Raw genomic sequence first — 23,488 nt, forward strand, 5'->3', positions numbered from 1 at the left:
CGCCGCGCCGGCGCCGTCGGCGCCGTGCTGCTGGCCGTCGCGGTGCTCGCCGCCCTGGCGCTGCACCCCGCCAGCGCGGCCCGGCTGCCGCTCACCGGCGCGCAGATCACCACGGGCAGCGCGGCGCCCTGCTCCACCGCGGCCCTGGCCGCGACGACGGCCGGGTCGGGCTCGTCCGTCACGCAGGTCGTGCTGTCGGGCGTGCCGGTCGCGTGCCGCGGGCAGGTCGCCACGATCCGGTTGTTCGCGGCCGACGGCAGCGCGCTGGCCGGTGCCGACACGTCCACGACCCTGGCCGCGGCCGCGACCACCACGGTGACCGTGCCGGCGTACGCGCCGTCCCGCGTGGCGGGTGTCGCCGTGACCGTCGGGACGTGGGGGCTCCCCGCGACGTGGACCGCGAGCACCGGCTCCGTGTCCGGCCCGGTCACGCCCGGACCGGGGACGAGGTTCGGCACGCTCACCTGGAGCCAGGTCGCGTCCTCGGGCACGCAGGCGTGCGTGTCCGTGCCGGTCACGCCGAGCACCGGCGGCGCCTGGCGGGTCGACCTGCACCTCGCCCAGCGCCCGTTCAACGGCCTGACCTCGGGCTCCGGCTTCGTCGTCAGCCCGTGGTGGGCGGCCGTGCGCTCGACCACGCCGGTGGACGGCGTCGTGTCCGTCGCGCCGCGCGCCGGGTACGAGCAGATGGGTGCGGGGCAGACCACGACCGTGCAGATCTGCCACTACGACCTCCCCGCGCCGCAGCACGACCCGGCGCTGACGTACACGCAGACGCCCGGCACCCCGGCCGGGTCCGCGGACTACGCCTGCCTGCCCGTCACCCTCGCCGTGTCCGGCACGCCGCAGTTCTACGCGGGCTGGCGCACCGACGTCGACATCGCCCCGCTGATCGCGTTCTTCACGTCGCGCGGCCGGACGCCGGACCTGCGCACCCTGACCGTCGGCGGCAACTACACGGTCGCCGCCCAGGGCGGGACCGTCTACCGCGTGACGCCGACGGCGTGGGACACCTGGGGCGTCCGCGACGACACCCCGCGCGCGTTCCAGGTCTGCCTGCGCCCCTGAGGCCGGGGTTCGCCCGGACGGGTGGACCGCGCCCCCGGATGCTCAACCGCGCCCCGCGCCCGACGATGGGGGCTCCAGGTCGACGGATCGACCGGGTCCACGGAGGGGGCGCCGATGGCGCACGAGCACGTCCGCGCACGCCGCGGGGCAGCGGTGACGCTGGTGTGCCTCGGGGCGTTCGGCCTGGCCGTCTCGCTGCTCAAGGCCCTGACCTGGGACGGTGCCGAGCCCGTCACCACGGGCGCGTGCGTCGTGGAGCGGATCGTCGTGGGGTACGACATCGGGTACGTGCCGGAGCTCGGCGGCTACGGCGTCACCACCGCGGCGCTGTCCGACGTGCCCGACGGCTGCGCGGGCCGCGAGGTCGCCGTGACGCTGCACGGCGCCGACGACCAGCCGCTCGCCGAGGCGCGCACGCCGGTCACCGCCCCGACCACGACCGTGGACATGGGCGGCACCGTCGCCGTCACCGACCTCGGCGGGGTGTCGCTCGCCCTCGTCACGGACGAGCCGGTCAGACCTCGGTGAGGTCCGGGAGCTTCGCCCGCCGGGTGTCGCCCGAGGACCGGCCCCGCAGCCGCCGCGTCGCCCACGGGTAGGCGTACAGCCGCACCCACCGCGCGTCCTGCCGCGCCTGCTCCACCCGGGGCAGCCGGGGTGCGGGGGCCAGCGGCTCGTCCCACGCCGGGTCGTCCGGCGCGAGCCCCAGTGCGACGAGCGCGCCCTGCGCGACGCGGGCGTGCGACTCGGACGTCAGGTGGATGCGGTCCGGCGCCCACATCCGCAGGTCGTGCAGGTGCCGCATGCCCCACAGGTCCAGCACGTACGCGCCGTGCCGCCGGGCGGTCGACCAGATGTGCGCGTTGTAGACGCCGACCTTCGGCCGGGTCGCCGACACCAGCGGCGAGCCCGACGAGTCGAAGCCGGTCGCGAGCAGCACGTCCGCGCCCGTCGCGCGCGCCCGGGCGACCGCCTGGTCCAGCACCCGGCCCAGGCGGTCCGGGTCCGAGCCCGGGCGCAGGATGTCGTTGCCCCCGGCGACGAGGCTGATCAGGTCCGGACGCAGCGCCAGCGCCTGCGGCAGCTGCTCGGCGACCACCGGCGCCAGCAGCCGCCCCCGCACCGCGAGGTTCGCGTACCGCAGCGGGGCCTCGCCCGCGGCCCGGCGGCGCGCCGACAGCAGGCCCGCCAGGACGTCCGCCCAGCCGCGGGTGGGGGCGTCCTCGCCCTGCGGCGCGTCCCACAGGCCCTCGGTGAACGAGTCGCCGACGGCCACGTAGCTGCGCCAGCGGGGGAGGGCGTCGGGTCCGTCGGGTGCAGCAGGTGCGTCGGGGGTGGACTGCGTGGTCATGCCCGCAGTCTGCTCCCGGCGCGCGCGGGCGGCCAGGGAGATCGGGGCGTCGGCGTCGGTGGCGCGCCGGAGGTCAGGTCAGGGCAGCGACCAGTCGACGGGGTCGGCGCCCTGCTCGACCAGCAGGGCGTTCACGCGGGAGAACGGCCGGGAGCCGAAGAACCCGCGGCTCGCCGACAGCGGGCTCGGGTGCGCGCTGGCGACCACGGGGACGTCGCCCAGCGAGGGGCGCAGCGACTGCGCGTCCCGGCCCCACAGCACCGCGACCAGCGGCCCGCCGCGCTCGACCAGGGCGGCGATGGCGCGCTCCGTCACGGCCTCCCAGCCCTTGCCGCGGTGCGACGCGGGCTCCCCGGCGCGCACGGTGAGCACGCGGTTCAGCAGCATGACGCCGCGGTCGGCCCACGGGGACAGGTCGCCGGTGCTCGGGCGGGGCAGCCCGAGGTCCTCCTGCAGCTCGGTGAAGATGTTGCCGAGCGAGCGCGGCACCGGGCGGACGTCCGGCTGCACCGAGAACGACAGGCCCATCGGGTGCCCGGGGGTCGGGTAGGGGTCCTGGCCGACGACCAGCACCCGCACGTCCGCGAGCGGCCGGGTGAAGGCCCGCAGCACGTCCGGACCGGCGGGCAGGTAGCCGCGCCCGGCGGCGACCTCCTCGCGCAGGAACGCGCCCGCGGCGTGCACCTGCGGCTCGACGGGGGCGAGGGCGTCGGCCCAGTCGGCGGCCACGAGCTCGTGCAGGGGTGCGGGGGTCACGCCGACCGACGCTAGCCCACGGCGCGGGGCCGCTGAGTGGGGGTCGGAGGTGTGCCGGGTGCACCGGGGTGGGCGAATGACACCCCTGTGATTCCGGTCGTACCATGGTCGGCGGACCCAGCCCGGGCCCGGACGGGAGGCACAGATGGACACCGCGACGCAGGTCGACGCCACCGACCGTCCCGTGCTGGTCGCCGTCCCCGACGCGCCGGACGCCGCCCCCGAGGCCGGCTCGCTCTCCGAGCGCGACCGCGAGGTGCTCGCCTTCGAGCGCCAGTGGTGGAAGTACGCCGGGGCCAAGGAGCAGGCCGTCCGCGAGCTGTTCGACATGTCGGCGACCCGGTACTACCAGGTGCTCAACGCCCTCATCGACTCCCCGGCGGCGCTCGCGCACGACCCGATGCTGGTCAAGCGGCTGCGCCGGATGCGGTCCACCCGGCAGCGCGCCCGCAGCGCCCGCCGCCTCGGCCCCGAGGCCTGAGGTCGCCCGGCAGCACCTACCCGCGCGGGTGGTCCACCCCCGGTCCCCGGCGCGCGCGGCCGGTCCGCCCAGCGCGAACCGTTAACCTGTCCGCCGTGACCAAGGCGAGTGACCCGTACCCGGAGGACGAGTTCGACGCCCCTCCGGCGCCCGACGCACCGGTGGGCGTGCACCGTGCACCCCGCTCCTGGTGGAGCCGCTGGTGGCCGTTCGTCGCGGTGATCGTCCTGGTCCCGTCGCTGACCGTCGGCTTCGTCGTGTGGGCGTCGTCCTGGGACGGCGACCTGCCCGGGTTCTCCTCGTCGGCCGACGACGACGCCGCGGCGCCCGAGGAGTCGACCCCCGCGCCCGAGGACACCGGGGCCGCGCCCGAGGAGTCGGCGCCCGTCGAGGAGGAGGCGCCCCCGGTCGAGGAGGAGCCCCCAGCCGTCGCCGACCTCAGCACCCCGGTCCGCGTGCTCAACGCCGCCAACGTCTCCGGCCTGGCCGGCAGCGCCGCGGGCGACCTGGAGGACGCCGGGTTCACCTCCGTCGTGGCCGACAACGGCAACGCCGGCGGGCTCACGACGACCACCGTCTTCTACGGCAGCCCCGAGCTCGCCGTCACCGCGCAGCAGGTCGCCACGACGCTCGGCATCACGTCCGTGGTCGAGTCCGCGGACACCGCGCCCGAGGGGATCGTCGTCCTCCTGGTGGCGGACTTCGCGCGCTGACCTCTTCCGCAGGTCGGAGGGCCCGGCTACAGTCGGCGCGTCGCGGTGACGACGCCCTGCCCGGACCGAGCCGCCGCGGCGGTCCGTGCCGTCGTCCCCCCAGGAGCTCCACATGCCGCAGGGCACCGTCAAGTGGTTCAACGCCGAGAAGGGCTTCGGGTTCATCACCCCGGCCGACGGCGGACAGGACCTCTTCGTCCACTTCAGCGCCATCCAGACCAACGGCTACCGCACCCTCGACGAGGGCCAGTCGGTGGAGTTCGAGGTCGGCCAGGGCACCAAGGGCCCGCAGGCCGAGCAGGTCCGCCCGCTCTGACGCGGTCGTGACCCGGTCCTGAACCGCTGGTCGCCGCGCGGCCGGACGGCTCAGCCGTCGAGCGCGTCCACCGCGAGCACCACGCACGCGGCGGACCACGCCAGCGGGGCCACCGCGGCGGGGGACCCGTCCGCGAGCACCTTCTCCGGCAGGGCGCCCATCGCGGTGCGGTGGGCGCCCAGCCAGTCCAGGCGCGCCCGCGCGTCGTCGGTACGGCCGTTCGCCGCGGCCGTGAGGGCGTACAGCGAGGTCTGCGGCGTCCACGAGATGCCGTCCTGCTTCCACGCCGCCCCGGGAGCCACGCCGCCCGCGGGTCGGGCCATGGCGTCCGCCGAGGCCAGCCACGCCGCCGTGGCGCCGGTCAGCGGCTCGGGCTGGAACGGCGGCAGCACGAACGCGCTCGCGGCGTCGGCCGGGCCCGCGCCCGCGTACCGGCCCCAGGGGACGGTGCCGCCGCCGAACTCCTCCTCGACCGCCGAGCGGGTCAGCGCGGCGGCCTCCCGGGCGTCCGCCGCGGCCGCGGGGTCGTCCAGCCGGTCCAGCAGCGGTCCCGCGGCCTCCAGCCCGGCGAGCAGCGGGGCGACGGTGCCCAGCGTCAGCTCGGTCTCCGCGACCTCCCAGTAGTCGGGCGACGCGGGGGGCAGCCCGTCGCCCGCGACCAGGGCGGTCGCGTGCGCGGCCGAGCGGCGTACCAGGCCGGACAGCGCGTCGACGACCTCGGCCTGCTCCGCGCGCGGCGCGGCGTCCACGACCTCCCCGGCGGCCCACAGCGCCCAGCCCGTGCCGTCGGTCTGCGCGCCGCGGTCGTCCGGCACGTCGCCCGACCCGTCGGGCAGGTACCGCGCCTGGAACGACCCGTCCGCGCCCTGCACCCGGTCGAGGAAGCCCAGCACCTCGACGGCGTCGTCCAGGTGGCCCGTCCGGGCCAGCGCCACCGCGACGAAGGACGCGTCGCGGGGCCACACGTACCGCCAGTACGGCGTCCACGCGGCGACGGCCGCGCCGTCGTCCAGCACCAGCGTGCGCAGGTCGAGCAGCGCGTCGGTCACGAGGTCCTGGTACGGGCCGCCCGCCCCCGGCACGGTGCCCGACGCCAGCCACGCGCGCTGCCCGGCCGCCAGGTCGTCGTCCGCGCTGCTCGACGGGTCCGCCGCCACCCGGGTGCCGGGGTGCAGGTCCGGCGTCGCGCCCGCGGCCACCGACTCCGGGCCCGCGGGGGTCAGGACGACGCCCTCGGCGTACAGGTCGACGTGCGCGTGGTGCGGGCCCGTCACGCCGACCGAGACCAGGGCGCCCGCGAGGACGGTCAGAGCCACGACGGCAGCGGCGGTGCGGGACGGCATCCCGGAAGGCTAGCGGGCGCGGCCGTGCGTTCGCCCTCGGCGTGAGGGTTGCACTCGCGGGGGTGGAGTGCTCACCATGGACTTAGCACTCTCGGGTCGAGAGTGACAGAATGACAACCCAGGCCGACCAGGTGAGGTCCGCCGCGCGACGGGACGTGACCGTCCGCGCGACGTGGCCGTCCGTCGCGGGCACCGACCGGCCGAACCACGAGCCACAGTGAAGGATCGATAGCCCCATGGCCAAGATCATTGCCTTCAACGAGGAGGCCCGCCGCGGCATCGAGCGGGGTCTCAACGTCCTCGCCGACACCGTCAAGGTCACCCTCGGCCCGAAGGGCCGCAACGTCGTGCTGGACAAGAAGTGGGGCGCCCCCACGATCACCAACGACGGTGTCTCCATCGCCAAGGAGATCGACCTCGAGGACCCGTACGAGAAGATCGGCGCGGAGCTCGTCAAGGAGGTCGCCAAGAAGACGGACGACGTCGCGGGTGACGGCACCACCACCGCCACCGTGCTCGCCCAGGCGCTCGTGCGCGAGGGTCTGCGCAACGTCGCCGCCGGCGCCAACCCGATCGCCCTGAAGAAGGGCATCGAGCAGGCCGTCGAGGCCGTCACCGAGGCCCTGCTCGCGCAGGCCAAGGAGATCGAGACCAAGGAGGAGATCGCCGCCACCGCGTCCATCTCCGCCGGCGACTCGGCGATCGGCGAGCTCATCGCCGAGGCCCTCGACAAGGTGGGCAAGGAGGGCGTCATCACCGTCGAGGAGTCGAACGCCCTCGGCCTCGAGCTCGAGCTCACGGAGGGCATGCGCTTCGACAAGGGCTTCCTGTCGGCGTACTTCGTGACCGACCCGGAGCGTCAGGAGGCCGTCCTGGAGGACGCGTACGTCCTGCTCGTCGAGGGCAAGATCTCGAACGTCAAGGACCTGCTGCCCCTGCTGGAGAAGGTCATCCAGTCCGGCAAGCCGCTGTTCATCGTCGCCGAGGACGTCGAGGGCGAGGCCCTGGCCACGCTCGTCGTCAACAAGATCCGCGGCACCTTCAAGTCGGTCTCCGTCAAGGCTCCCGGCTTCGGCGACCGCCGCAAGGCGATGCTGCAGGACATGGCGATCCTCACCGGTGGCCAGGTCGTCTCCGAGACCGTCGGCCTCAAGCTCGACACCGTGGGCCTCGAGGTCCTCGGCCAGGCGCGCAAGGTCGTCGTCACCAAGGACGAGACCACCATCGTCGAGGGCTCCGGCGACGCCGCCCAGATCCAGGGCCGCGTCAACCAGATCCGCGCCGAGATCGAGAACTCGGACTCGGACTACGACCGCGAGAAGCTCCAGGAGCGTCTCGCCAAGCTGGCCGGCGGCGTCGCCGTCATCAAGGCCGGCGCGGCGACCGAGGTCGAGCTCAAGGAGCGCAAGCACCGCATCGAGGACGCCGTGCGCAACGCGAAGGCGGCCGTCGAGGAGGGCATCGTCGCCGGTGGTGGCGTGGCCCTCATCCAGGCCGGTGCCGTGGCGTTCGAGAAGCTGTCGCTGACCGGCGACGAGGCGACCGGCGCGAACATCGTCAAGGTGGCCATCGACGCCCCGCTGAAGCAGATCGCGGTCAACGCCGGTCTCGAGGGCGGCGTCGTGGCGGAGAAGGTGCGCAACCTCCCCGCCGGCCAGGGCCTGAACGCCGCGACCGGCGTGTACGAGGACCTGCTGGCCGCGGGCGTCAACGACCCGGTCAAGGTCACGCGCTCCGCGCTGCAGAACGCGTCGTCCATCGCGGCGCTGTTCCTCACCACCGAGGCGGTCGTCGCCGACAAGCCGGAGAAGGCCGCTCCGGCTGCCCCGGCCGACGGCGGCATGGGCGGCATGGACTTCTGATCCACGCCGCGCGCGGGCGCTGAGCGCCCACCGCACGCACGACGGGCCGGTCACCCCTGCGGGGGTGGCCGGCCCGTCGTCGTCGGTGGGTCGGGGGTCCTACCGCCGGACGGTGCCTGTCAGATAACCTCGTGACCTGTCATACAGGTGACCACGGCGGTCACCCCGGGTCGAGGAGGTCCCATGTCCGACACCATCCGCCACATCCAGCTCAGCTCGGTCGTGCTCCCGCTCGCGACCCCGATCTCCGACGCGAAGGTCTTCACCGGGCGGCAGAAGCCGATGACCGAGGTGTGGTTCCTCATCGCGGAGATCACCACCGCCGACGGCCTCGAGGGCGTCGGCTTCTCCTACTCCAAGCGCGCCGGCGGTCCCGCGCAGTTCGCGCACGCCCACCAGGTGTCCGACGTCCTCATCGGCGAGGACCCGTCCGACATCGGCCGGCTGCACGTCAAGATGCTCTGGGCGGGGGCGTCGGTCGGGCGCTCGGGCGTGGCGGTCCAGGCGCTCGCCGCGATCGACGTCGCGCTGTGGGACCTCAAGGCCAAGCGGGCCGGCCTTCCGCTGGCCAAGCTCATCGGCGCGCACCGCGACTCCGTGCGCACCTACAACACCTCCGGCGGGTTCCTGCACGCGCCCATCGAGGAGGTGCTGGAGAACGCCACCCGGTCCCGCGAGGCCGGCATCGGCGGCATCAAGATCAAGGTCGGTCACCCCGACCCGCGGGTCGACATGGCACGCCTCACCGCCGTCCGCGAGCACCTCGGGGACGACTTCCCGCTCATGGTCGACGCCAACCAGCAGTGGGACCGGCCGACCGCCATGCGGATGTGCCGGGCGATGGAGCCGTTCGGCCTCGTGTGGATCGAGGAGCCGCTGGACGCCTACGACTACACCGGCCACGCCGACCTGGCCCGCGCGATCGACACCCCGATCGCGACGGGCGAGATGCTGTCCTCGGTCGCCGAGCACCTGCGGCTGATCGACGAGCGGTCCTGCGACGTCATCCAGCCGGACGCGCCCCGCGTCGGCGGCATCACCGAGTTCCTCCGGCTGTCCACCATCGCCGCCCAGGCGGGGCTGCAGCTCGCCCCGCACTTCGCCATGGAGATCCACTGCCACCTGGCCGCGACGTACCCGATCGAGCCGTGGGTGGAGCACTTCGACTGGCTCGACCCGCTGTTCGAGGAGCGCATGGAGATCGCCGACGGCCGGATGATCGTCTCCGAGCGCCCCGGCCTGGGCGTCACGCTCACCGAGCAGGTGCGATCCTGGACCGTCGAGACGGCCGGGGTCGGCCGCCGCTGAGCAGCGAGGGGACCACGGATGGCGGCACCGCAGGGCCGACGGGACGAGGCGCGCCTCGTGGACCGGGTCGCGTCGACCCTGCGGCACCGCATCCTCGCCGGGGAGCTGCCCGTCGGCGCGAAGCTGCCCAGCGAGGCCGAGCTCACCGCCGACCTCGGGGTGAGCCGCCCGGTGGTGCGCGAGGCGGTGGCGCGGCTGCGCGCCGCGGGGGTCGTGGAGACCCACCAGGGGCGCGGCTCCTACGTGCTCGACCCGGGGGAACCCGCACGGCCCGACCGGTTCGACGTCCGCACCACCGCCGACCTGCGGCACCTCATGGAGCTGCGGGTGGCGCTGGAGCAGGAGGCCGCCGCACTCGCCGCCCGGCGCCGCACCCCCGCGCAGCAGGCCGCCGTCGGGGCGGCGCTCGACGCCTTCGTGCGCGCCGTGGACGACCCCGCCCGGCTGGTCGAGGCGGACTTCGCGTTCCACCTCGCGGTCGCGGAGGCCGGCGGCAACCCGCTGCTGGTGGGCCTGCTGCACGACGTCGGGCCGCGGGCGATCCTGCTGCACCGCACGCAGCTCGGCGAGCGCGACTCGGCGGGGGACCCGGAGCACCGGGCGCTGCTGGTGCACGAGCACCGGTCCGTGGCCGACGCCGTCGCGCGCGGGGACGTGGACGCGGCGCGCGCGGCGATGGCGGTGCACCTGCGGCGGTCGCTCGCGGCGCTCGCCGACGACAGCGGGGTCTGAGCCGCCCCGGGACGGGCACCGGGGCCGGGCGGGCGCGCCGGGTCGTTCAGCGCGGGGTGCCGGTCCGCGGGGTGCCGGTCAGTGCGCGGTCCTGGTCAGCGCAGGGGTGCTGGTCAGCGCCGGGGTGCTGGTCAGCGTGCGGTGGCGGTGAGGGTCTCCTCGAGCGCGGCCCACTCGGGCGACGCGGTCGCGTACCGGCGGCTCCGCTCGAGCAGACGCTCGGCGACGGCACCGAGGACGCGCGGGCGCCGGTCGCCGACGCGCTCGTCCAGCTGGACGGCGACGAAAGCGGGCGCGGAGTCCAGGGTCCCGGGAGAAGTCATGGGACCAATTTACCTCGACGTCGACAGGTTCCGGCAGCCCCCGGGCGTGTGACGGCGGGCACCACCGCCCGGGCGCCGGTCAGTAGAAGTCGTGGGTGTCGACCACGTTGCGCAGCGGCCGCCCCTCCCGGAACCGGTCGACGTTGTCGCAGAACAGCTCGGCGATCCGCCGCTCCTCGGCGGGGCTGTTCGCCGCGGTGTGCGGGCTGACGAGCACCTGCGGCAGGTCCCACAGCGGGCTGGACGCGGGCAGCGGCTCGACCTCGAAGACGTCGAGGGCGGCGTAGCCCACCCGCCCGTCCTCGATCGCGCGCACCAGCGCCGCCTCGTCGACCACCGTGCCGCGACCGACCGAGACGAACGTCGTGCCCGGCCGGAACGCCGCCAGCACCTCGGCGGACACCAGGTGGTGGGTCGCCTCCGTGCCGGGCAGGGTCACCACGACCGCGTCCGCCGCCGCGACGGCCTCCGCCAGCCGGTCCGGCGGGAGGACCCGCTCGACGCCGGGGACGTCCTTCGCGGACTTGTTCACGCCGACCACCCGCGCGCCCAGCGCCGCGGCGAGCCGGGCGACCTCGACGCCGATGTGCCCGAGCCCGACCACCACCACCGTCTGGTCCGCGACCTGCGCGGTCGACCACCGGCCGGGCCAGCGGTGGTCGCGCTGGTCCGCGCGCAGCCGTGGCACCTGCTTGGCGCCCGCGAGCAGGCCGAGCAGCGCGAACTCCGCGAGCGGGCCCGCGTGCACCCCGGCCGAGGTCGTGACGACGACCCGGTCGAGCTCGGCCGCCGTCAGACCCGCGGCGCGGACCTGGGCGCCGGAGCCCGCCGCCATGGCCTGCACCCAGCGCAGGCGCGGGTTCGCGCGCACGGTGCGGGCGAGCGCGGCGGGGGAGACGTCCGGGATCCCGTACAGCACGTCCGCCGAGTCGAGCAGCGCGTCGAACCGCGCCTGCTGCTCGGGGGTGCGCCGGAACGCGGGGTCGCCGCCGAAGTCGCCGGGCCAGCGCATCGGCGGCAGCAGGTCGGGCTCGCGGACCAGGTCGACGCCGGTGCGGTCGACGACCAGGGCGTGCAGGTCGTCGGGCAGGGGCGTGGCGACCACCACGCGCAGGTCCGGGGCGGTCACGGGATCCTCCGGTCGGTGTCGGTGTCGGTGTCGGTGAGGGCGCTGGTCGCGCCGAGGCGCAGCAGCCGCAGCGTCGTCGCGACCGCGTGCTCCAGGTTGTCCGGCCCGGCGGCCAGCGCCTCGGCGACGTCGCCGAGACCGCGCAGGATCGGCACCACGGCGGCGAACCCGTGGTCCAGCAGTGCGTCCGCGCTCGGGTCGACCCGCCCGGCGAACGCGACGATCGGCACGCCGGCGCGGCGGGCCACGGCGGCGACGCCCGCCGGGGTCTTGCCCGCGAGGGTCTGGGCGTCGACGGCCCCCTCGCCGGTGAGGACGAGGTCCGCGCCCCGGACGTGCTCCGTGAGCCCGGCGGCCTCGACCACGACCTCGACGCCGGGGCGGCGGGTCGCGCCGAGCGCGAGGAACGCGGCCCCGAGGCCGCCCGCCGCCCCCGCGCCCGGTTCGTCGCGCACCGTGCGCCCGGCCGCGGCCTCCAGCGCCGTGACCAGGGTGGTGAGCGCGGCGTCCAGCGTCCGGATCTGCTCCGGGGAGGCGCCCTTCTGCGGGCCGAACACCGCGCTCGCCCCGTCGGGGCCGAGCAGCGGGCTGGTGACGTCGCACGCGAGCTCGACCGCGACGTCCCGCAGCCGCGGGTCCAGCCCGGACAGGTCCACGGCGGCGACCCGGTGCAGCGCGCGCGGCTCGGGCGGCACCGGGTCGCCCGCGGCGTCGAGCAGCCGGGCGCCGAGGCCGACGAGCAGCCCGGCCCCGCCGTCGTTGGTCGCGGACCCGCCGAGCCCGACGACCACCCGGCCGCTCCCGGCGGCCAGCGCGGCGCGCACCAGCGGCGCGACCCCGGCCGACGTCGCGGCCATGACGTCGCGGTCGCCGGGGGCGACCAGGCCGATGCCGACGGCCGCCGCGACCTCCAGCACCGCGAGCCCACCCGGAGCGAGGCCGACGGCGCCGGTCACCGGGCGCCCGAGGGCGTCGGTGGTCGGGACCTCGAGCAGCCGGCCGCCGAGCGCGGCGACGAGGGCGTCGGTCGTGCCCTCGCCGCCGTCGGCCATCGGCACCGGGACGCACGTCGCCCCGGGCAGCACCCGGTGCACGCCGCGGGCCATCGCGGCGGCCGCCTGCGCGGCGGACATCGACTCCTTGAACGAGTCGGGGGCGAGCACGATCCTCATCGACGGGCTCCTCGGGTCGGGTGCTTCAGCGGACCATCGCGGGGCGCTTGTTGTCGAACTCCCACCCCGGGATCAGGTACTGCATCCCGATCGCGTCGTCGCGGGCGTCCAGCGCCTTCTCGAGGTACAGGGCGTGCGCCTTCTCGATCTGGTCCATGTCGACGGTGACCCCGAGGCCCGGGGTGTCGCCGATGGTGATCTCGCCGCCGACGATCTGCGGCGGGGCGACCGTGAGCCGCTCGACGCCCTCCTGCCAGATCCAGTGCGTGTCGAGGGCGTTGTACGCGCCGGGGGCGGCGGCCCCGCAGTGCGCGATCATCGCCAGCGAGATGTCGAAGTGGTTGTTCGAGTGGCAGCCCCAGGTCAGGCCCATGGCGTGGCAGAGCTGGGCCACCCGGACCGACCCGCGCATGGTCCAGAAGTGCGGGTCCGCCAGCGGGATGCTCACCGACTGCAGCAGCAGCGAGCTGGTCATCTGCCGCCAGTCCGTCGCGACCATGTTCGTCGCGGTGGGCAGGTTGGTGGCCCGGCGGAACTCGGCCAGGATCTCCCGGCCGGAGAACCCGCCCTCGGCGCCGCACGGGTCCTCGGCGTAGGCGAGCACGTCGCCCAGCGGCTTGCACAGTCGCACCGCCTCCGCGAGGGACCAGGCGCCGTTCGGGTCCAGGGTGATCCGGGCGTCCGGGAACCGCTCCTTGAGCGCCCGCACCGCGAGCACCTCGTCGTCGCCGGAGAACACGCCGCCCTTGAGCTTGAAGTCCTCGAACCCGTAGCGGTCGTACGCGGCCTCGCCGAGCGCCACGACCTGCTCGGGGGTGACGGCCTCCTCGTGCCGCAGCCGGTACCAGTCGACGTCGGAGCCCGGTTCGCGCAGGTAGTCCAGGTCGGTGCGTCCGGGGTCCCCGACGTAGAACAGGTAGCCGAGCACCTTCACCGCGTCGCGCTGCTTGCCCTCGCCGAGCAGAGAGGCCACCGGCACCTCCAGGTGCTGGCCCAGCAGGTCGAGGTAGGCGGACTCGATGGCGGTCACCGCGTGCACGGTGGTGCGCAGATCGAACGTCTGCAGGCCGCGCCCGCCGGTGTCGCGACCGGCGAACCGGTCGCCGATGGTGCGCAGCACGTCGGCGTGGTCCCCGAGCCGGGAGCCGCGCACCAGCGCGAACGCCTCGGTGATGGTGTCGGTGATCTTCTGCCCGCCGGGGACCTCGCCGACGCCGGTGTTCCCGGTGGAGTCGGTGAGGACCACGACGTTGCGCGTGAAGTAGGGGCCGTGGGCGCCGGAGAGGTTGAGCTCCATGCAGTCCCGGCCCGCGACCGGGTAGACGGCGGCGTCGACGATGGTGGGGGTGGACATCAGGACGGCTCCCCTCGGGTGAGCTCGATGCCGGCCGCGCGCTCGTAGGTGCGCAGCAGGGCGGAGTGGTCCTCGCCCTCGTGGCCGTGCGCCCGGAGCTGGGTCATCAGCTCGAACACGGCCGCGGTGAGCGGCATGGGCGCGCCCACGGTGTGCGAGGTGGACATGACGTTGGTCAGGTCCTTGAGGTGCAGGTTGATCCGGAACCCCGGGGCGAACTGGTGGTCCAGCATCAGCGGCGCCTTGGCGTTCATGACGTTCGAGCCCGCGAGCCCGCCCTTGATCGCCTCGAACACCTGCTCGGGGTCGACGCCCGCCTTCTGCGCGAGCACCAGCGCCTCGGCGACGACGGCGATGTTCACCGCGACGACGGCCTGGTTCGCGAGCTTCGCGATGTTGCCCGCGCCGATGCCGCCGACCCGGACGACGGACTTCCCCATCGCCGCGAGGACGGGCTGCACGACGTCGAACGTCGCGACGGGGCCGCCGACCATGAACGACAGCGTGCCCGCGACCGCCATCGGCTCGCCGCCGGAGACCGGGGCGTCCAGCATCGCGACGCCCCGCTCCGCGAGCGCGTCGCTGACGTCCCGGGACACGAGCGGGTCGATGGAGCTCATGTCCGCGTACAGCAGGCCGTCGCGGGCGCCGGACAGCACGCCGTCCTCGCCGAGCACGACCTCCTGCACCTGCGGGGAGTTGGGCAGCATGGTCAGCACCAGGTCGACCTGCTCGGCGATCTCCCGGGGCGTACCGGCCGTGGTGGCGCCCAGCGCGGTGAGCTCGGCGACGGCGTCGGCGCTGCGGTCCAGCACGACCAGGTCGTGCCCGGCCGCGACGAGGTTCTTCGCCATGGGGCGGCCCATGATCCCGAGTCCGATGAATCCGATCTTCATGAGGGTTCCCTCCTGGGGGTCAGCCGATGACCAGGTTCAGCAGCAGCACGCCGCCGAGACCCAGCACCGCGAGGACGGTGGTGTAGGTGGTGCGGGCCTTGAGGGCCTGCGGGACGGTGAGCCCGAAGTACTCCTTGAACATCCAGAAGCCCGGGTCGTTGACGTGGCTGGCGGCGATGGAGCCGCACGCGGTCGCGAGGACCATCAGCTCCGGGGACACCCCCGAGGCGGCGACCAGCGGCGCCGCCACGCCCGCGGCGGTGACCACGGCGACGGTGGCCGAGCCGAGCGCGATGCGCAGGATCACGGCGATCAGCCACGCCAGGACGATCGGGGACAGCGCCCAGCCGGACGTGACGTCGGCGATGCTGTCCGCGATACCGGTCTCGACCAGCACCTGCTTGAACGCGCCGCCCGCGCCGATGACCATGAGGATCATCGCCATCGCCTTGGCCGACGAGGAGCAGGACGCCGCGACCTCGCCCAGCGACCGGCCGATCCGCGGGCCGAACACCCACATGGCCACCAGCAGCGTCAGCAGCAGCGCGATGGGCGCGGCCCCGAGGAACTGCACGACCGGCAGGAACGACGCGTCCGGGGCGGCGAGCTCGACCACCGCGGCACCCGCGATGACCACCACCGGGAGCAGCACGACGAACAGCGACCAGCCGAGGCCCGGCATCTCGTCCTCGGAGAACTCCTTGTCGGAGACGAGCCCGGCGGGGATCGACGGGTTCATCGCCCGCACGAACGACAGCCGCGGCCACAGGAACGCGATGAACGCCCCGGCGGGCACCGCGATGATCAGCCCGTAGGCGAGCGTGAGGCCGACCGACGCCCCGTAGGTCGCGGCCACGGCGGTCGGGCCGGGGTGCGGCGGCAGGAACGAGTGCATGGTCGACAGCGCGATGGACATCGGCAGGCCGACCCACAGCAGGTTCTGCTTCGTCGCCCGCACCAGCGTGAACGCGACGGGGACGATGATGACGAACGCGACCTCGTAGAACATGGTCACGCCGACGAGCATCGCGGTGACGACCATGGCGGCCTGCACCCCGCGCTCACCGAACGCGTCGACCATCTTCATGGCGATGCGCTGGGCGCCGCCCGCGTCACCGACGACGCGGCCGATCATCGCGCCGAGGCCGATGACCAGCAGGGTGCCGCCGAGCTGGCCGCCGACGCCCTCCTCCAGGATCTCCGGGATCGAGGCGACGGGGATGCCCTCCACCAGCGCGACCGCGACGGCCACGAGCAGCAGGGCGATGAAGCCGTTGAGCTTCAGACGGGTCATGAGGAAGACCAGGACGACGACCGCGACCGCGACGACGACGAACTCCATGGCGCGCCTCCCTCAGTCCGTGGCCGCGAGGGCGTCGGCGACGACGACCGCGAGCTCGGCGAGCACCTGCTCGTCGATGTCGCGCGCGGGGGCCAGGCACACGCCGGCGTCGACGCCGGCCAGGCGCAGGCCCTCCTTGAGCACCACGGGGAACGTGGCACGGTCGACGATGGCGCGCAACGGCGACAGCGCTGCCTGCAGCCGCGCCGCGCGGTCGAGGTCCCCGGCGCGGTGCGCCTCGTAGATGCCGGTGACCAGCGCCGGGGCGATGTTGGCGGTGGAGGCGATGGCGCCGTCCGCGCCCTCGCGCAGCCCCTCGAGGATGAGGGTGTCCCGGCCGACGAGCACCGTGAACCCGTCGGGCCGCTCGGTGAGGAACCGGTGCAGCAGGTCGGGGTCGCCGCTGGAGTCCTTGATGCCGACGACGGTGTCGACCGCGGCGAGCTCCAGGACCGTCTCCACGTCGAGGTCGACGCGGGTGCGGCCGGGGTTCGTGTAGAGCACGACCGGCAGGTCCGTGGCCGCCGCGACGGCGGTGTAGTGCGCGACGAGCTCGCGCTGGGTCGGGGTGACGAAGTACGGCGTGAGCACCGACAGGGCGCTGACCCCGCCGACCTCGGCGACCATGCGCGCGGTGCGCACGCAGTCGCGGGTGGTGATCTCGGACGCGCCGGCGTACACCGGGACGCGCCCGGCGACGTGCTCGACGGCGATCTCGACGACCCGGCGCTTCTGCCGGTCGTCCAGGCCGTAGATCTCGCCGGAGCTGCCCAGGACGAAGACGCCGTGGACGCCACCGGCGATGACGTGGTCGAGGAGGGCGCGCAGCCCGTCCTCGCGGAGCTCGCCCTGCGGGTCGAGCGGGGTGACGAGGGCCGGGACGACCCCGGTGGGTGTGAACATCGTTGTTCCCGTCTGCGGAGGCTGTTCAAAAGTGCGAACGGCGTTCAGATATGTGAACACTACGACGATGACAGCCCGAGGGGAAGGCGGGGAGGGACTTTGGTCGGAGATCCGGGGCGCGACGCGCCGAGGGGCGGCGGCACCCGCGTCCCCGCCCGGCCGCCTGCCCGTACGCTGGGACCCGTGGCTGCCCCGACCCCGCACGACGCGTCCGCCGAGGTCGGCGACGCGCGGTCGTCCGCCGTGAAGTCGGCGGCCCGCACCCTCCAGCTGCTCGAGGCCCTCGCCGAGCGCGGGGGAGTGCCCGCCCGGCTCGCCGAGCTCGCCGACGAGCTCGGCGCGCCCCGGTCCTCCGTGCACGCGCTGCTGCGCACCCTCGCCGCCTCCGGCTGGGTCCGCACCGACCCCACCGGCACGCTCTACGCGATCGGCCTGCGCTCGCTGCTCGTCGGGACGTCGATCCTCGACTCCGACCCGTACCTGCGCGCCGCCCGCCCCGTGCTCGCCGCGCTGCGCGACCGCCTCGGCGAGACCGTGCACCTCGCCCGGCTCGACGGCGACCGGGTCGTCTACCTCACCACCCAGGAGTCCGGCCGCGAGCCCCGCCGCATCGCCCGCGTCGGCCGCTGGCTGCCCGCGCACTCCACCAGCCTCGGCAAGGCGCTGCTCGCCGAACGCGGCGACCTGCCCACCGGCCCGCTCGCCGCGCTCACCCCGCGCACCCTCACCACGCCCGAGGCGCTCGCGGCCGACCTGGTGCGCACCCGGGAGCGCGGCTACGCCGTCGACGACGAGGAGAACACCCCCGGGCTGCGCTGCATCGGCGTCGCGCTGCGGTACGCGCACCCGGTGCTCGACGCGATCAGCTGCTCGGTCCCCGTCGACCGCATGACCCCGGAGCGTGAGACGGAGGTCGCGTCAGCGCTGCTGGCGGCCCGCACCCAGATCGAGGACACCGCCCCGGTCCAGGGCGTCTTCTGACGGTGCGCGCGCGGCGCGCGGCGGTCAGTGGGGGGCGCGGTCCCGCGCCGGGACGCGCAGGCCGCTGGCGCGCAGGCGGCGGATCAGGTCGCCCGCCGTCACCGGCTCGGCGCCCAGGGCCACGAGGTCGTCGTGCTTCTCGTCCGGCACGTCGTAGTGGTCCAGGTCGAAGGCGCGCCGGGGCAGCCCGGCGCGCGCGGCGAACGCGTGCAGCTCCTCCAGCGACGTGTCGCTCACCAGGTGCGACCAGAACCGGCCGTGCCGGGGCCAGAGCGGCGGGTCGACGAGGACCGTCACGCCCCGCGCCGGAGCGGGTCCGCGGTGCTGGGTGCTGCTGCCTGGTGCCCGGGGTCGAGCGCGGGCTCGGTGCCCGGCACGGCCTCGGGGTCGGCGGCGTCGAGCTCGGCGAGCACCTTGCCGAGCTTGTGCAGCTCCGCGGCGAGGTTCTGCCGGGCGGGCTCCTCCCACGCGGCGCCCAGCGGGCTCACGAACAGGCTCGGCCGCTTGAGCAGCTTGGTGACGATGCGGTGCCGCGCCCGGATGTAGTCGGGCAGCGGGATGTCGGCGTACTCCTCGCGGACGTCGTGCAGGTACGCCTTGTACCGCTGCGGCTCGGCGGCGAGCATCGCGAGGTCGGCGTCGCACAGCACGGCGCAGTCGAAGTCGCTCGGGTCGGCGACGTGCCGGACGAGCGCGCTGACGAGCTGGTGGACGCGCTCGACCCCCGCGGCGGGGACGCCGAGGTCGGTGAGCTGCTCGCGGGCCAGGCGCGCCGAGGCGATCTCGTCCTCGCCGCCCCGGTTCGCGTAGGCGGCGACCTGCGCGGCGTCGAACACCGCGCCGTGGTACCAGGCGGCGAGCCGGACGAGCTCGGGCTCGTGGGTCTCCTCGGCGAGCTCGTCCACGCGGGCGAGGACGTCCGTGAGGTGCCGGAGGTTGTGGAACGTGCGTCCGGTGCCGGACCAGCGCTCGAGCAGATCGGCCGCGGTCTCCCGGAGGCGGTCGTCAGGTGCGGTGGCCCCGGCCCCCTTCGCGCTGCGGACGAAGGCTGACGTCAGCCACTGCGGTGCGTCGTAGACGCCCATCGGGAACTGCCTCACGGGACGGAAGGACCTTGCTCGGACGCGACATCGTAGCCACAGCCGTCCGGGCCCCGCACACCGCCAGGTGGTCACCCGGCCGGGTGGTCCTCCGCGGCCTCCGGACCGGGCACGTCACCCGGCGGGAGCGCGACGCGGACGGTCGTCCCGCCGCCCGGGGTCTGGCTGATCGCGACCTCGCCGTGGTGCGCCTCGACGATGGCCGCGACGATCGCCATGCCGAGCCCCGCACCGCCCCCGGTGCCGTTGCCCTCCCGGGTGCGGCTCGGGTCGATGCGGTAGAACCGCTCGAACACGCGCGCGGCGTGCTCGGGTGCGATGCCCGGCCCGTGGTCGCGCACCTCGAGGAGCACCCGGTCGCCGACGCGCCCGACGGCGAGCTCGGCCGGGGAGCCCTCGGGGGTGTGCCGGGCGACGTTGCCGACGAGGTTGGCGACGACCTGCCGCAGCCGGGCCTCGTCGCCGAGGACGACGGTGTCGGGCAGGTCGCCCTCGCCGGCTTCGCCGCCCCGGGCGTCCCCGAGGGGGCCGACGCGCACCTCGCGGGTCGGGTCGATGGCGCGCAGGTCGTGCGCGGCGTCGGTGGCGACGACGGCGAGGTCCACGGGGGCGTGCCGGTCGGCGCGGTCGGCGTCGAGCCGGGCCAGGGCCAGCAGGTCCTCCACGAGCCCGCCCATGCGGGTCGCGGACTGCTCGATGCGGCGCATCGTGTCGTCCACCTGGTCCTTCTCGGTCAGCGCGCCCATCCGGTAGAGCTCGCCGTACCCGCGGATCGCGGCGAGCGGGGTGCGCAGCTCGTGCGAGGCGTCGGCGACGAACCGGCGCATCCGCTCCTCGGAGCGGGTCCGGTCGTCGAACGCCGTCTCGATCTGCGACAGCATCGAGTTCAGGGCGGCGCCGAGCCGGCCGACCTCCGTGGACTCCGGGGCGGGCGGGACGCGCTCGGACAGGTCGCCCGCGGCGATGCGGCCGGCGGTCGACTCGATCTCGCGCAGCCCGCGCAGCGACCGCTGCACGGCCCAGGTGCCGACGATCGCGCCGATGACCAGGATCGCGACGGCGCTGGTGAGCAGGAGCAGGCCGGCCTGGCGGACGATCTTCTCGATCTCGCCGCGCGGCTCGGCGTACATCACGTACCCGACGGTGGCGCCGTCGGTGCGCAGCGTGACCGGGAGGACCGCGACGCGCCACGTGGACCGCCCGTCCGTGCTCCGGACGTCGAGCATCGTCCGCTCGATGTCGTCGGCGTCGAGCGTCGGCAGCGCGGGGGTGCCGTAGTCACGGGCGGTCTCGTCCTGGGGCGGGACGTCCACCTGGTACGACCGGATCACGAGGCGCAGCGCGAAGTCCGTGGAGCCCCACCCGCCGGGGTTCACAGCGGACAGGTCACCGCCGTTGGCCGAGTACTCGTCGGTGAGGGCCTTCCCGTAGGCCTGCGCCTGGATGCGGAGCCGGTCGTCGGCCTGGCGACCGAGGTACTGCGACAGCAGCGTGGTCGTGGTGGCCGACGCGATGGCGAGGCCGAGGGCGAGCAGCATCGTGCTGATCCCGACGAGCCGGGTCAGCAGGGGCGTGCGCGCCCACACGGCCCGCGCCCGCAGCAGCAGGCGCGCGACGATCCCGCCGGGTGGGGGCGGCTCGGGCGAGACGGTCCACACCGGCCACGGGCCGGGGGCGGGCGGCTGCTCGGTGGTGCCGGAGGAGGCGCCACCCGGCTGCTGCGGCCCGGTCACGACCCGCTCGGCTTGCGCAGCATGTAGCCGACGCCCCGCTTGGTCTGGATCAGGGGCGCGACCTTGGTGCCGTCGGGTGCGGTGAGCTGGTCGACCTTGCGCCGCAGGTACGAGATGTACGACTCGACGATGTTCGCGTCGCCGCCCCAGTCGTACTGCCACACGTGGTCGAGGATCTGCGCCTTGGACAGCACGCGGCCGGGGTTGAGCAGCAGGTAGCGCAGCAGCTTGAACTCGGTGGGCGACAGGTCCACGACCTGCCCGGCGCGGCGCACCTCGTGGCTGTCCTCGTCGAGCTCCAGGTCCTCGTACGCGAGGACGCTGCTGCTGGGGACCTCGCCGACCTGGGTGCGGCGCAGGACGGCGCGGATGCGTGCGATGACCTCGTCCAGGCTGAACGGCTTGGTGACGTAGTCGTCGCCGCCGACCGTGAGGCCGGTGATCTTGTCGGCGGTGTCGTCGCGCGCGGTGAGGAACAGCACGGGGACGTGCTGGCCCTTCTCGCGCAGGCGGCGGGTGACGGTGAACCCGTCCATGTCGGGCAGCATGACGTCGAGGACGAGCAGGTCGGGCTGCACCTGCTTGGCGAGGCGCAGGGCCGCGCCGCCGTCGGCGGCGGCGTGCACCTCGAAGCCGGCGAACCGCAGCGACGTGGCGAGCAGCTCGCGGATGTTGGGCTCGTCGTCGACGACGAGGAGCCGCGCCTCGGGGTTCTGGGCAGCACCGGTCATGCCGCTCAGTCTGCGCCGAGATGCTGACGATTTCCTGGGAGCGGGCTGGTCGCTCCGCGCGGGCGGTACCGTGCTGCCTTGTGAGTGCCGTCTCCTCCACGTCCCGGACCGCCTCGGCCGCCGCGCGCGGCCTGCCCGACCCGTCCGGCCCCGTCCTCGGCGACGCCGTCCCCGGCTCGTCGTCCCGCCCCGTCGTCACGGTCGTCCAGCTGGACGCCGAGGTGCCGCTCGACCGGTTCGCCGCACCCCTCGCGGAGTCGGTGCAGGTCCGCCTCGTCCGCGCGTACGCGGGGGAGGACGCGGGCGCCGCCGCCGACCTCGACGGGCTGCTGGTGCTCGGCGGTCGCATGCACGCCTACGCCGACGCCGAGCCCGGCCTCGCCGCGACCCGCGCCCTGCTGGCCGACGCCGTCGCCGCGGGCACCCCGACGCTCGGCATCTGCCTGGGCGCGCAGCTGCTCGCCGCCGCGACCGGTGGCCGGGTGCACGTGGCCGCACCCCCCGGGCGGGAGATCGGCGTGGTGGACGTGCGCTGGCGCCCCGAGGCGACGGCCGACCCGCTGCTCGGCGCGCTGGCGACGGCGGCGGAGGCCGCGGAGTCCCGCAGCACCCCGATGCCGACCATGCACGACGACGCCATCGTGGACCTGCCCGCCGGTGCCGCGTGGCTCGCGGCGTCGCGGATGTACCCGTACCAGGCGTTCCGGGTCGGGGCGGCCGCGTGGGGCGTGCAGTTCCACCCCGAGGCGTCCCCCGCGACGATGCACGCGTGGGCGGCCGACGACCTGCCGGCCGACGAGCTCGCGGCTGTCGACGCGGCGGTCGCGGCGGCAGACCCCCAGGTGGAGCGGGACGGCGCGGCCGTGGCCCGCACGTTCGCCGCACTCGTCGCGACCCGCGCCGCCGCCCGCGCCTGACGCCGCAGGCCGAGCCGGACGCGCGACGGCCCGGCACCCTCACGGAGGGTGCCGGGCCGTCGTGCGTGCGGGGTCAGGCCTCGATCTGCGGCGTCACCGGGGTGGTGCCGAGCTGCTGCGGCTGGCCGCCGGACTTCAGCGCGGCGAGGCGCGCCTCGATCTCGATCTGCGCGCCGTCGGCCTCGAGCTCCGCGAACTGCGCGTCGAGCGACGACGCGGCGATCTCGGCCTGGCCCATCGCGAGGGCCTCCTCGCGGCGGACCTTCTCCTCGAAGCGGGCGAGCTCGCTCGTCGGGTCGAGGACGTTGATCGAGGAGATCGCGGTCTGCACGGTCTGCTGGGCCTGCGCGGACTTCTGGCGCGCGACGAGGGTGTCGCGGCGCTGCTTGAGCTGGCCGAGCTTGTCCTTCATCTGCGCGAGGCCGGCCTTGAGCTTCTCGACGGTCTCGCGCTGCGAGGCGATCAGCGGGGTGGCGTCGCGGACCTCGGTCTCGGCGGTGATCTGCTTGCCGAGCGCGACCTTGGCCAGGTTGTCGAACTTGTCGGCGTTGGCCGCGTCGCCCGCGGTGCGGTACTGGTCGGCGCGCGCGGACGCGGCGAGGGCCTTGCTGCCCCACTCGCGGGCGGCGGCGACGTCCTCGTTGTAGTCCTGCTCGGCCAGGCGCAGGTTGCCGATCGTCTGGGCGATGGCCTTCTCCGCCTCCGCGATGGAGTTGGTGTAGTCCCGCACCAGCTGGTCCAGCATCTTCTGCGGGTCCTCGGCCTGGTCGATCAGCGCGTTGATGTTCGCCCGCGCGAGCTGGGTGATGCGCCCGAAGATGCTCTGCTTCTCGGTCATGGCCTCGTGCCTCTCTCGTTTCCTGCGTCTGCCGAACATGTCTGTCAGAACCCGCCGCCGCGGCCTCCGCCGCCGAAGCCGCCGCCCCCGCCGCCGCCGAAGCCGCCCCCGCGGCCACCGCCGCCGAAGCCGCCTCCGC

The 23,488-nt window shown here is 74.9% G+C and carries 25 protein-coding genes; 10 read left to right on the forward strand and 15 right to left on the reverse strand.

Going from position 1 to position 23,488, the window contains the following annotated elements:
• Together EBM89_RS21295 and EBM89_RS12950 are read left to right on the forward strand one after the other, a co-directional pair.
• On the forward strand, positions 1-1,068 hold a 1,068-nt coding region (locus EBM89_RS21295), incomplete at its 5' end, for a hypothetical protein (RefSeq protein WP_158609661.1).
• A 114-nt stretch (positions 1,069-1,182) separates the two neighbouring features.
• A complete protein-coding gene (locus EBM89_RS12950) occupies positions 1,183-1,596 on the forward strand; it encodes a hypothetical protein (RefSeq protein ID WP_122149844.1) in 414 nt (137 codons plus the stop codon).
• Here the strand turns inward: EBM89_RS12950 and EBM89_RS12955 are convergent.
• Together EBM89_RS12955 and EBM89_RS12960 are read right to left on the reverse strand one after the other, a co-directional pair.
• Complete coding sequence (locus tag EBM89_RS12955; protein WP_122149845.1) at positions 1,583-2,419, reverse strand: SGNH/GDSL hydrolase family protein; 837 nt, start codon at positions 2,417-2,419, stop codon at positions 1,583-1,585. The genes EBM89_RS12950 and EBM89_RS12955 overlap by 14 nt on opposite strands.
• A gap of 78 nt (positions 2,420-2,497) precedes the next feature.
• Entirely contained in the window at positions 2,498-3,175 is a 678-nt protein-coding gene (locus EBM89_RS12960; protein WP_122149846.1) for a uracil-DNA glycosylase, read from the reverse strand.
• Between the two features lie 145 nt (positions 3,176-3,320).
• Between EBM89_RS12960 and EBM89_RS12965 the strand changes: the two genes are divergently transcribed.
• The 3 genes from EBM89_RS12965 to EBM89_RS12975 all read left to right on the forward strand — a co-directional run bounded on the left by EBM89_RS12965 (position 3,321) and on the right by EBM89_RS12975 (position 4,685).
• A complete protein-coding gene (locus EBM89_RS12965) occupies positions 3,321-3,656 on the forward strand; it encodes a DUF3263 domain-containing protein (RefSeq protein ID WP_233571723.1) in 336 nt (111 codons plus the stop codon).
• Between the two features lie 95 nt (positions 3,657-3,751).
• A complete protein-coding gene (locus tag EBM89_RS12970; RefSeq protein ID WP_158609662.1) occupies positions 3,752-4,369 on the forward strand; it encodes a LytR C-terminal domain-containing protein in 618 nt (205 codons plus the stop codon).
• A gap of 112 nt (positions 4,370-4,481) precedes the next feature.
• Entirely contained in the window at positions 4,482-4,685 is a 204-nt protein-coding gene (locus EBM89_RS12975; protein WP_122149848.1) for a cold-shock protein, read from the forward strand.
• A gap of 50 nt (positions 4,686-4,735) precedes the next feature.
• Here the strand turns inward: EBM89_RS12975 and EBM89_RS21300 are convergent, their stop codons facing one another.
• Positions 4,736-6,028 (reverse strand): glycoside hydrolase family 15, encoded by a 1,293-nt coding sequence (locus EBM89_RS21300; protein ID WP_158609663.1) that lies wholly within the window; start codon positions 6,026-6,028, stop codon positions 4,736-4,738.
• Between the two features lie 236 nt (positions 6,029-6,264).
• Here EBM89_RS21300 and groL point away from each other — a divergent pair, with 236 nt between their 5' ends.
• The 3 genes from groL (at position 6,265) to EBM89_RS22375 (ending at position 9,930) form a co-directional block, all read left to right on the forward strand.
• On the forward strand, positions 6,265-7,890 hold the full coding sequence (gene groL, locus EBM89_RS12985) for a chaperonin GroEL (protein WP_122149849.1): 1,626 nt from the start codon (positions 6,265-6,267) through the stop codon (positions 7,888-7,890).
• A 183-nt stretch (positions 7,891-8,073) separates the two neighbouring features.
• Positions 8,074-9,198 (forward strand): L-talarate/galactarate dehydratase, encoded by a 1,125-nt coding sequence (locus tag EBM89_RS12990; RefSeq protein WP_122149850.1) that lies wholly within the window; start codon positions 8,074-8,076, stop codon positions 9,196-9,198.
• Positions 9,199-9,216: 18 nt separating this feature from the next.
• Positions 9,217-9,930 (forward strand): FadR/GntR family transcriptional regulator, encoded by a 714-nt coding sequence (locus EBM89_RS22375; protein ID WP_122149851.1) that lies wholly within the window; start codon positions 9,217-9,219, stop codon positions 9,928-9,930.
• 131 nt (positions 9,931-10,061) lie between these two features.
• Here EBM89_RS22375 and EBM89_RS13000 read toward each other — a convergent pair whose 3' ends face one another.
• The 7 genes from EBM89_RS13000 to EBM89_RS13030 all read right to left on the reverse strand — a co-directional run bounded on the left by EBM89_RS13000 (position 10,062) and on the right by EBM89_RS13030 (position 17,049).
• Positions 10,062-10,253: a hypothetical protein gene (locus EBM89_RS13000; protein WP_122149852.1), complete on the reverse strand. Its 192-nt coding sequence runs from the start codon at positions 10,251-10,253 to the stop codon at positions 10,062-10,064.
• A 79-nt stretch (positions 10,254-10,332) separates the two neighbouring features.
• Positions 10,333-11,382 (reverse strand): D-2-hydroxyacid dehydrogenase, encoded by a 1,050-nt coding sequence (locus tag EBM89_RS13005; RefSeq protein WP_122149853.1) that lies wholly within the window; start codon positions 11,380-11,382, stop codon positions 10,333-10,335.
• The gene (locus tag EBM89_RS13010) at positions 11,379-12,554 is read right to left on the reverse strand and encodes a glycerate kinase (RefSeq protein ID WP_122149854.1); all 1,176 of its coding nucleotides are present in this window, start codon (positions 12,552-12,554) and stop codon (positions 11,379-11,381) included. The genes EBM89_RS13005 and EBM89_RS13010 overlap by 4 nt, the downstream gene beginning before the upstream one ends.
• Positions 12,555-12,579: 25 nt before the next feature.
• On the reverse strand, positions 12,580-13,908 hold the full coding sequence (locus EBM89_RS13015; protein WP_122149855.1) for an enolase C-terminal domain-like protein: 1,329 nt from the start codon (positions 13,906-13,908) through the stop codon (positions 12,580-12,582).
• Positions 13,908-14,804: a 2-hydroxy-3-oxopropionate reductase gene (garR, locus tag EBM89_RS13020; RefSeq protein WP_122149856.1), complete on the reverse strand. Its 897-nt coding sequence runs from the start codon at positions 14,802-14,804 to the stop codon at positions 13,908-13,910. The genes EBM89_RS13015 and garR overlap by 1 nt, the downstream gene beginning before the upstream one ends.
• A gap of 19 nt (positions 14,805-14,823) precedes the next feature.
• On the reverse strand, positions 14,824-16,146 hold the full coding sequence (locus EBM89_RS13025) for a gluconate:H+ symporter (protein WP_122149857.1): 1,323 nt from the start codon (positions 16,144-16,146) through the stop codon (positions 14,824-14,826).
• A gap of 12 nt (positions 16,147-16,158) precedes the next feature.
• Complete coding sequence (locus EBM89_RS13030; protein ID WP_122149858.1) at positions 16,159-17,049, reverse strand: dihydrodipicolinate synthase family protein; 891 nt, start codon at positions 17,047-17,049, stop codon at positions 16,159-16,161.
• Between the two features lie 183 nt (positions 17,050-17,232).
• Here EBM89_RS13030 and EBM89_RS13035 point away from each other — a divergent pair, with 183 nt between their 5' ends.
• Positions 17,233-18,030, forward strand: coding sequence for an IclR family transcriptional regulator (locus EBM89_RS13035; protein ID WP_199732110.1), 798 nt, complete (start codon positions 17,233-17,235; stop codon positions 18,028-18,030).
• 24 nt (positions 18,031-18,054) lie between these two features.
• On the opposite strand, the gene EBM89_RS13040 is transcribed toward EBM89_RS13035, so the two are convergent.
• The 4 genes from EBM89_RS13040 to EBM89_RS13055 all read right to left on the reverse strand — a co-directional run bounded on the left by EBM89_RS13040 (position 18,055) and on the right by EBM89_RS13055 (position 21,594).
• On the reverse strand, positions 18,055-18,327 hold the full coding sequence (locus EBM89_RS13040) for a DUF4031 domain-containing protein (RefSeq protein WP_122149859.1): 273 nt from the start codon (positions 18,325-18,327) through the stop codon (positions 18,055-18,057).
• The gene (locus EBM89_RS13045; RefSeq protein WP_122149860.1) at positions 18,324-19,115 is read right to left on the reverse strand and encodes an HD domain-containing protein; all 792 of its coding nucleotides are present in this window, start codon (positions 19,113-19,115) and stop codon (positions 18,324-18,326) included. The genes EBM89_RS13040 and EBM89_RS13045 overlap by 4 nt, the downstream gene beginning before the upstream one ends.
• Positions 19,116-19,201: 86 nt before the next feature.
• Complete coding sequence (locus tag EBM89_RS13050) at positions 19,202-20,863, reverse strand: sensor histidine kinase (protein WP_233571724.1); 1,662 nt, start codon at positions 20,861-20,863, stop codon at positions 19,202-19,204.
• Complete coding sequence (locus tag EBM89_RS13055; RefSeq protein WP_122149861.1) at positions 20,860-21,594, reverse strand: response regulator transcription factor; 735 nt, start codon at positions 21,592-21,594, stop codon at positions 20,860-20,862. Before EBM89_RS13055 ends, EBM89_RS13050 begins: the two co-directional genes overlap by 4 nt.
• Positions 21,595-21,674: 80 nt before the next feature.
• Here EBM89_RS13055 and EBM89_RS13060 point away from each other — a divergent pair, with 80 nt between their 5' ends.
• Positions 21,675-22,511, forward strand: coding sequence for a type 1 glutamine amidotransferase (locus tag EBM89_RS13060; RefSeq protein ID WP_233571725.1), 837 nt, complete (start codon positions 21,675-21,677; stop codon positions 22,509-22,511).
• Positions 22,512-22,584: 73 nt separating this feature from the next.
• On the opposite strand, the gene EBM89_RS13065 is transcribed toward EBM89_RS13060, so the two are convergent.
• Positions 22,585-23,349: a PspA/IM30 family protein gene (locus tag EBM89_RS13065; RefSeq protein ID WP_122149863.1), complete on the reverse strand. Its 765-nt coding sequence runs from the start codon at positions 23,347-23,349 to the stop codon at positions 22,585-22,587.
• Positions 23,350-23,488: the final 139 nt, after the last annotated feature.

Source organism: Cellulomonas triticagri, assembly GCF_003696205.1.
Taxonomy (GTDB): domain Bacteria; phylum Actinomycetota; class Actinomycetes; order Actinomycetales; family Cellulomonadaceae; genus Cellulomonas; species Cellulomonas triticagri.